We start from the raw sequence: 456 nt of genomic DNA, 5'->3' as shown, positions 1-456 counted from the left end.
TTGATTCACTTACTGATGCTGACTCGGAGTTTGATTCAGAAAGTGATTCTGATACAGAAGCACTTTCTGATGCTGATTCGGAATTAGACACTGATTGTGATTCGCTTACTGATGTACTCTCTGATGCTGATTCTGAGTTAGACACTGATTGTGATTCTGAGACTGATTCACTTACTGATGCTGACTCGGAATTTGATTCAGACTGTGATTCTGAAACTGATTCACTTACTGAGGCTGATTCGGAATTAGACACTGATTGTGATTCTGAAATTGATTCACTTACTGAAGCAGAGACTGAATTTGATTCGGATTGTGAAGCTGACGTCGACTCGCTCTCTGAGGCTGACTCTAAGTTTGAAACCGATTGTGATTCTGATACAGAAGCACTTTCTGACGCTGATTCTGAGTTTGAGACAGACTGCGATTCTGAAATTGACGCACTGACTGACGCTGACT

Annotated in this window: 1 pseudogene; it reads left to right on the top strand. The window is 41.4% G+C overall.

Features of this window, described 5'->3' with window-relative positions:
- Positions 1–456 (top strand): annotated as a pseudogene (locus HMPREF2637_RS11685) (MSCRAMM family adhesin SdrC); the annotation flags it as partial.

This window comes from Streptococcus sp. HMSC065H07, from assembly GCF_001837325.1.
Lineage (GTDB): Bacteria > Bacillota > Bacilli > Lactobacillales > Streptococcaceae > Streptococcus > Streptococcus salivarius_H.
The sequence above is the reverse complement of the archived record's forward strand: the minus strand, read 5'-3'. Positions and strand labels throughout refer to the sequence as shown.